6 protein-coding genes and 2 pseudogenes are annotated in these 6,101 nt (G+C 43.5%); 4 read left to right on the forward strand and 4 right to left on the reverse strand.

The genetic code is table 11. The features are described from left to right. Positions 1 to 440, reverse strand: a pseudogene (locus B9T16_RS24615) (two-component sensor histidine kinase); the annotation flags it as partial. Between the two features lie 368 nt (positions 441 to 808). Here B9T16_RS24615 and B9T16_RS24620 point away from each other — a divergent pair. The 4 genes from B9T16_RS24620 (at position 809) to B9T16_RS24635 (ending at position 3,724) form a co-directional block, all read left to right on the forward strand. Continuing rightward, positions 809 to 1,333, forward strand: a complete 525-nt coding sequence (locus tag B9T16_RS24620) for a DUF937 domain-containing protein (protein WP_006617176.1) — start codon at positions 809 to 811, stop codon at positions 1,331 to 1,333. Positions 1,334 to 1,354: 21 nt separating this feature from the next. Continuing rightward, positions 1,355 to 1,648 carry a TIGR03792 family protein gene (locus B9T16_RS24625; RefSeq protein WP_006617175.1) on the forward strand — a complete coding sequence of 98 codons (294 nt, stop codon included), beginning with the start codon at positions 1,355 to 1,357 and terminating at the stop codon, positions 1,646 to 1,648. A 262-nt stretch (positions 1,649 to 1,910) separates the two neighbouring features. Beyond that, positions 1,911 to 2,726 (forward strand): hypothetical protein, encoded by an 816-nt coding sequence (locus tag B9T16_RS24630; RefSeq protein ID WP_006617174.1) that lies wholly within the window; start codon positions 1,911 to 1,913, stop codon positions 2,724 to 2,726. An 8-nt stretch (positions 2,727 to 2,734) separates the two neighbouring features. Further along, the gene (locus B9T16_RS24635; protein ID WP_006617173.1) at positions 2,735 to 3,724 is read left to right on the forward strand and encodes a nucleoside hydrolase; all 990 of its coding nucleotides are present in this window, start codon (positions 2,735 to 2,737) and stop codon (positions 3,722 to 3,724) included. Positions 3,725 to 3,785: 61 nt separating this feature from the next. Here the strand turns inward: B9T16_RS24635 and gatC are convergent, their stop codons facing one another. The 3 genes and pseudogenes from gatC to B9T16_RS24650 all read right to left on the reverse strand — a co-directional run bounded on the left by gatC (position 3,786) and on the right by B9T16_RS24650 (position 6,016). Next, positions 3,786 to 4,079, reverse strand: a complete 294-nt coding sequence (gene gatC, locus B9T16_RS24640) for an Asp-tRNA(Asn)/Glu-tRNA(Gln) amidotransferase subunit GatC (protein ID WP_006624110.1) — start codon at positions 4,077 to 4,079, stop codon at positions 3,786 to 3,788. 20 nt (positions 4,080 to 4,099) lie between these two features. Beyond that, on the reverse strand, positions 4,100 to 4,621 hold the full coding sequence (locus B9T16_RS24645; protein ID WP_006617171.1) for a photosystem I assembly protein Ycf3: 522 nt from the start codon (positions 4,619 to 4,621) through the stop codon (positions 4,100 to 4,102). A 219-nt stretch (positions 4,622 to 4,840) separates the two neighbouring features. Beyond that, positions 4,841 to 6,016: pseudogene (locus B9T16_RS24650) on the reverse strand (group II intron reverse transcriptase). Positions 6,017 to 6,101 lie beyond the last annotated feature (85 nt).

A 6,101-nucleotide genomic window follows, 5' to 3' on the forward strand; every position in this document is an offset into this window, starting at 1 on the left:
TGCAAAATTTCTTGTAATCTTTGATAGTCTGGCTGGATTTTAGGGTCCGTGGTGCTAGGCACTTCCTGCCAATTGTTCAGAGCCAGTTGTAATTGAAAAATTTCTGACCTAATTTGGGAAATTATGATTAAGATTTTGTCGGGGTTGTTGATATTATTAACCAGCTTTTTTTGCTGGTCTTTGAGRTCAAAAATATTCGTATCTAAGTTAATTAAAAAATGGGCTTGGTTGTGATTAATCTTAAACTGTTTATTACTGTTATTGGTGAGAACTGTGTTAACTACAAATCCGGTTAACACCCCCCCGACGGCTACACCGAGAACAATCATATAGCCACTACTAATTTTTTGCCGAATTCCCAAATTATTGAAAAACGGCAGAGACAACCCCCAAGGAGTTAGGGTATTTGAAGAATTGGGTTTGGGTGAGGTTTGAGGCATCCGTTGCTTTACAATTAGCCAGGAAGGTCTACAAAATACCAGGCGTAACCCTCGGTTCTGATGGCTGTCAGAATTTTAGATTTTGGGGATGTCTGATATTATTATCGGTATCTATAATTCAGGCGGCACATTCAGGATCAAGTTGAGCAGAAGGTGAGAACCTACTGGACAAGTATTCTAGCATTTTAATAAGTCAATTTTGAGCAACCTTTGATAAACTTAATGAAGTTGAGAGATGCACGCTCAACAGTGTGCATGGGTCAAGGAACTTTGATAGTCCCCAGGCTATCTGCAAATTTTGGTTTTGGCATGGTGATGGCGCTAGGGGTACACTAGAAGTAAATTTAGTGAATGACGGGTAATTGTCCATGAAACTATTTGATCAAATTGTCGGTGCATTGAATAACCCAGCACTGCAAGCCAACACTAACCAAATTAATGATCTCATAAATACGGCACAACAGCTAGGGGTTAACTTTGGTGGGTCTCCGGAAACCACCCAGGCGGTGATGTCTGTGGTGGGGGACTATGTGCGATCGGCACTCAAGGAAAAGTGCAACCAGGAAGGCAAGGAGTCAGTACAATCCTTTGTTAATCAGTATAGTGGTATCCAAGCGAATCCTGCTGTGCTACAATTGCTATTTTCTCCCCAAACGCAAAATCGACTGATTGAAGCGGTCGAACAGCGCACCGGAGTTAATGCTCAGACTATTAGAAGTTTGCTGCCCCTATTGGTTCCTGTGGTTTTGAACTTTTTGCAAACTGGGACTAATAGCCAAGATCCACAAAAAGGCGAAAATCCGGTTTTGACGAGTTTCTTAGATAGTACCGGTGATGGAGAGGCTGATATTGCGGGTGTGCTGCGACTAGCTAGTAGCTTTTTTAAGCGCTAATCTGATAATTGGTCTAATGATATGGTGATTGAATGGTTACGGTTTAAGGTTCCCCCAACACTGTGGGAAGCCTTTATTCAGAAGGATGAACAGGTTTGGACGGAAGGACTGAAGCAGTTTCCGGGTTTTATTGGTAAGGAAACTTGGGTTGACCCCAAACTCGAAGAGGTGATCCTAGTAATTCGCTGGGAAACTCGCGAACAGTGGAAATCCATTCCCACAGAAGCCTTAGAAAAGCTAGACCTAGCGATGGGTGATCTGAAAATGCCGATTATTGAAAGCTATGAGTATCAGGTGCGTAAGTTCCTACATTAAGGATTGAGGAAGATTAGCTGAATTTGTCAATGAGGGCAAACATAAGGTTAAGGGTCAGTAAACCTACCCCAATCAGGAGTCCGATAAACGTGGCAATACTCAAAAATGGACGAATTTTGGCGAATCCCTGGTTTTGTTTTGGTTCCATAAAACGGATAACTCCTGCTAGGCAACATATCGGACAATTACGGATTAGACTGGGATTATAACATAATTGCTTGTAGCATAATCGACCTGCTCACTTTTAACCTAAATTGAAATCATGGCTATGTTTTCTCCGATTTCTCACCCAAATCAATCTGTACTTAACCATAATCACAGTGCTGCCATGCCCAAACCTAATTCGTCAGAGTCTGATCTGTTAGCCTCGTCTTTACCTCAGCGCCACTGGTTGGAGTGGGCAGAATATATTTCTTTGGCAAGTTCTGCTATTGGGTCGGTGGTGGTGGCGCTTTCGGGTCAGGCTTTCTATGGGGTTGCGCCTCTGACTGTGGCTCTCTCTCTTAATGTTGCTAACCGACATCGCCTACAACAGTCTATGGGGGAAACTCAGGCTGATGTGGTTGAGGTTAGGGAGTCGGTGGAGGTTTTGGAACAAAAGGCGGTGCGGGCAATTTTGGGGTTGCGCCAACAACTAAGGGGAGATATTGAGGCACTACAAAGCCAATTACCAGAGCCTGTAAGTGAGGATGAATTGATGAGGGTTCGTGGGTCAAAACAGGTGGCTGTGTTAACGGAGTCTGTGGCTTCGTTTCAGAGTGAAATGTCTCAGGCTTTGGATGAGATGGAACAGCAGTTTCACCAGGAAATTGCCCCTTTACAGGGTAGTGTGATTGAGTTACAAAATGCGATCGCATTATTACAAAATCAACAGGGTAAATTGACAACTCCTGTTCAGCGGCAGGCGGGTGATGTGTCTCAAATTCAGGCTGAAATAGAACGCATATCTAATGAAAACGAGACAATTATTAAACCTCATATAAAACGTTTGCTTTTGGTAGTTAAACAAATGCAAAAAACTGAGAGTAATAATTATTTACCTCGTCCACCCAAACCCAATTCTAATAATAAGAATTAGCTGGCAATATGACATTAACAATAAAGCCGAGAAAAATTCTCTTAGATACTGACCCAGGTGGGGATGATGTGTTCGCTTTGCTATGGTTGCAAAGTTTGGTTAGCCAAGGTATGGCTGAATTGGTGGCGGTGACAACTGCAGAAGGAAATGTGGAGGCTCAACGCACTTTTACCACGGCTAGTCAGGTTCTGGCTTGGACTGGAATGGATGGGGTGACGGTGGGTCGTGGGGTGATGGGGGTTAATTCTTTGGTGGGAAATGCTAGTCATATTCACGGGGATGATGGTATCGGGAATTTGTCGGATACTTTACCGCCGCCTACCCATAATTTTGAGGAGGCTTTGGGTTCGCCACAGGTGATTATTGACTGTTTAGAAAAATATCCAGGGGAAATTACTATAGCAGCGATCGCCCCTTTAACTAATTTAGCCGCCGCAGAACAAATACGCCCAGGTATTCTCAAGTTAGCGCGGGAAATTGTGATTATGGGGGGTTCTTTTCATTTGGGGGGAAATGTTACCCCCCATGGAGAGTTTAATATTATTTATAACCCGGAAGCGGCGGCTACTGTTTTCGCCAGTCGCCATGATTTGGTGATGATTTCCTTAGATGTTACCCAGCATTTAATTTTCACCCCAGAAATTAGCGATCGCATAGCCGCAGTTAATCCCCAAAGTGCGATCGCAAAATTTATGGTTGGTTTGGTGAAGTTCATGATCACAACAGCTTTAAAAAACCGTCGCACTCGTGGTATTCCTGGTTTTTTAGTGCATGATGCGGCTACCATAGCTTATATATTCTACCCGGAATTATTCAAGTTTTACCGGGCTCAGGTTGAGATAGAAACCCAAGGACTCTCAACTCGCGGTCTAACTTGGTTTGAGCGCACCCATAAACCCAAATTAGATGTTAATAGCTGGGTGATCTCAGAAGTGGATTCTGAGATGTTTTTTGCCATTTTAGTTGAAGATTTAAAACCATTAATAATGGACAATTGATAATTGATAATTAATTACCGATTACCGATTGCCCATTGCCGATTATCGATTTTTGAAAGGATTAATTTTCGTCGCTGAGAATTTGAGGAACTCGGAAGAAATCCCCATCAGGTTCTGGGGCGGCGGCGAGTAAAGCGTCGCGATTTGGATAGGGTTCAAGTTGATCAGGACGGGTGATATTGCTGACATCGATCGCCCGCATAGTAGGGGCGACTTTTTCGGTATCCAGCTCCTTGAGTTGTTCAAAGTAATCCAAAATACCATTCAATTCCTTAGTAAACTTTTCCTCTTCCGAGGGCTGTAGTTGTAAGCGAGCTAAGTGAGCCACTTTGCGGACTTCTTCGCGGTCAATCATGCTGGTAATCAAACTCCTATTTAGAAGTAAACATCAATATCACTGCGGCCTGTTGTTTTCAGCCAGTTTTGAGCTTCAATGTAGTTATTAGGAGCGAGACGAATAGCCCGTTTCCAGTATTCTGCGGCTTCCCGATAGGCTTGTTCTGCGGCATCGGGATCTCCGGCTTCTTTGGCGCGATCGCCGCGATAGTGGAAAATAACAGCAATATTATTGAGAGCCTGGGGAAGGCGGGGGTTGAGTTCAATTGCTTGATGGTAATAATCTAGAGCTTGGTCATGTTCGCCGTTGCTGGTATGAATCAAACCAATGTTATAGAGGATATAACTGCGATCGTTAGGATCTTGTTCAAGTTTGAGAGCCTCATAATAGTTTTCGAGAGCTTCTGCATATTCTCCATCAGCTTGAGCCGACATTCCATCGCGATAGTAGGCGAAGGCTTCTTTTGCCTCCCGGCTGGTAGGTAGCATTTTCAGAAGCATATCAGCCGCGACCGTAAAAGTCTTATCAATGAAATTATCGTTACGTTGAGTTCTGGGCATATTATTAGGAATCTCCACAGTAGGGGGGCGATCGCTTGGAGTTACCGCATCAGGGGCAAAACCAATATTAAGTTTACACCTTCGTTAATTGCTAGAGCAATCTAACCGGGTATTCTATTAGGGGTCGAGATAGACCTCACGGTCTACCCCTCCCATTCAGCAGCAGAACCGTACATGAGACTTTCACCTCATACGGCTCCTAGTTTGACCGTCTCCTTGTTAAGAGTACAGCAACATCTCTTCATCAAGAGCTGTTTTATCATCGTGACAATGGCGATGTAATAATTGAAGATTCTTGTATTCATCCTTTCCGCCTTGGCTTCTAGGTACAATATGGTCTACTTCAATCAAGTCTGACGGGGTAAAGAATTGCCCACACCAGGTACATCTACCTTTTKGTTTCTTGAGTAGTTTTGCAACTCTATTTGGCGTGTCGATTGCTTGACCTTTCCTGGTTGCCCAGTAAGTCCAATTTCCATCGTATGGTGTTGCGTCAGGGCGCACTAGGGTATGTCTGACAATTGGAGTCCAGTTGTGTTTGTATAGATGTAACCCATCTTTGGTTTGGAACAACCAAGTTTCATGTCTTTCTTTCCCATTGCTAAGTTTAACTGTTCCATTTCTGAAGTAATTCCTTAGCTTTTCATGGCTTGCCTTTCCGCATCTTGACACTGTCCATGCCCGTATCATTTGCCAAACTATGTTGTCTAGTTTGTTGAATGTCTCGGTTGAGACTACCGCTGAATAATAGTTTAACCATCCTCAGATAATCGGGTTTAGTCTGCTAATCAGGGCTGACTGAGGTGCTGTTTTATGTTGTTCKATTACACCTTTAATCACTTCTGTATGGGCTTTAACTGCTTTWTGGCTGGGTTTTATGTGGGTTTTATGTCCGATTAATCGGCTYKYWGSTCCSCCTGTTTTCCCAGATTTATATTTTCCTACTGGATGTTGCCTGATATTGAATCCTAGAAAGTCGAACCCTGGTTTTTCTGTTTTACCATCATACTCAGTAGATTTGAGCGTGTGGCAGATTCGAGTTTTTTCAGATTTTATTTCTAAGCCTACAGGTTTTAGCCATTCAGAAATAGCAGTTTGGCACTGTTCAATGATTCCTAGGTCTTTGGAGATGACCACAAAATCATCGGCGTATCTTATGACATTCGCATACGGGCGATTGTCTGTTTTCTTAGGGTACAGTTTTTCAATTAACCTAATCATCCCCAACAGTGCGATGTTAGCGAGTATTGGACTTATTACCCCTCCTTGAGGTGTCCCTGCTTCTGTATCCTCGAATACACCGTTATCTAGCACTCCCGCTTTGAGCCATTGTTTCAGGTCTCTTTTTAGGCGGCTTGGACAATGAATTTTGGACAGTAGGTATTCATGGYTCACGGTAAGAGCATTTTGTTAGGGGTCGAGATAAACTTCACAGCCTACCCCTCCCATTCCAAACCGTGCTCGCGAGTTTCCCAGCACA

Source organism: Arthrospira sp. PCC 8006 (assembly GCF_046480465.1).
In the GTDB taxonomy this organism is placed as follows: domain Bacteria; phylum Cyanobacteriota; class Cyanobacteriia; order Cyanobacteriales; family Microcoleaceae; genus Limnospira; species Limnospira platensis.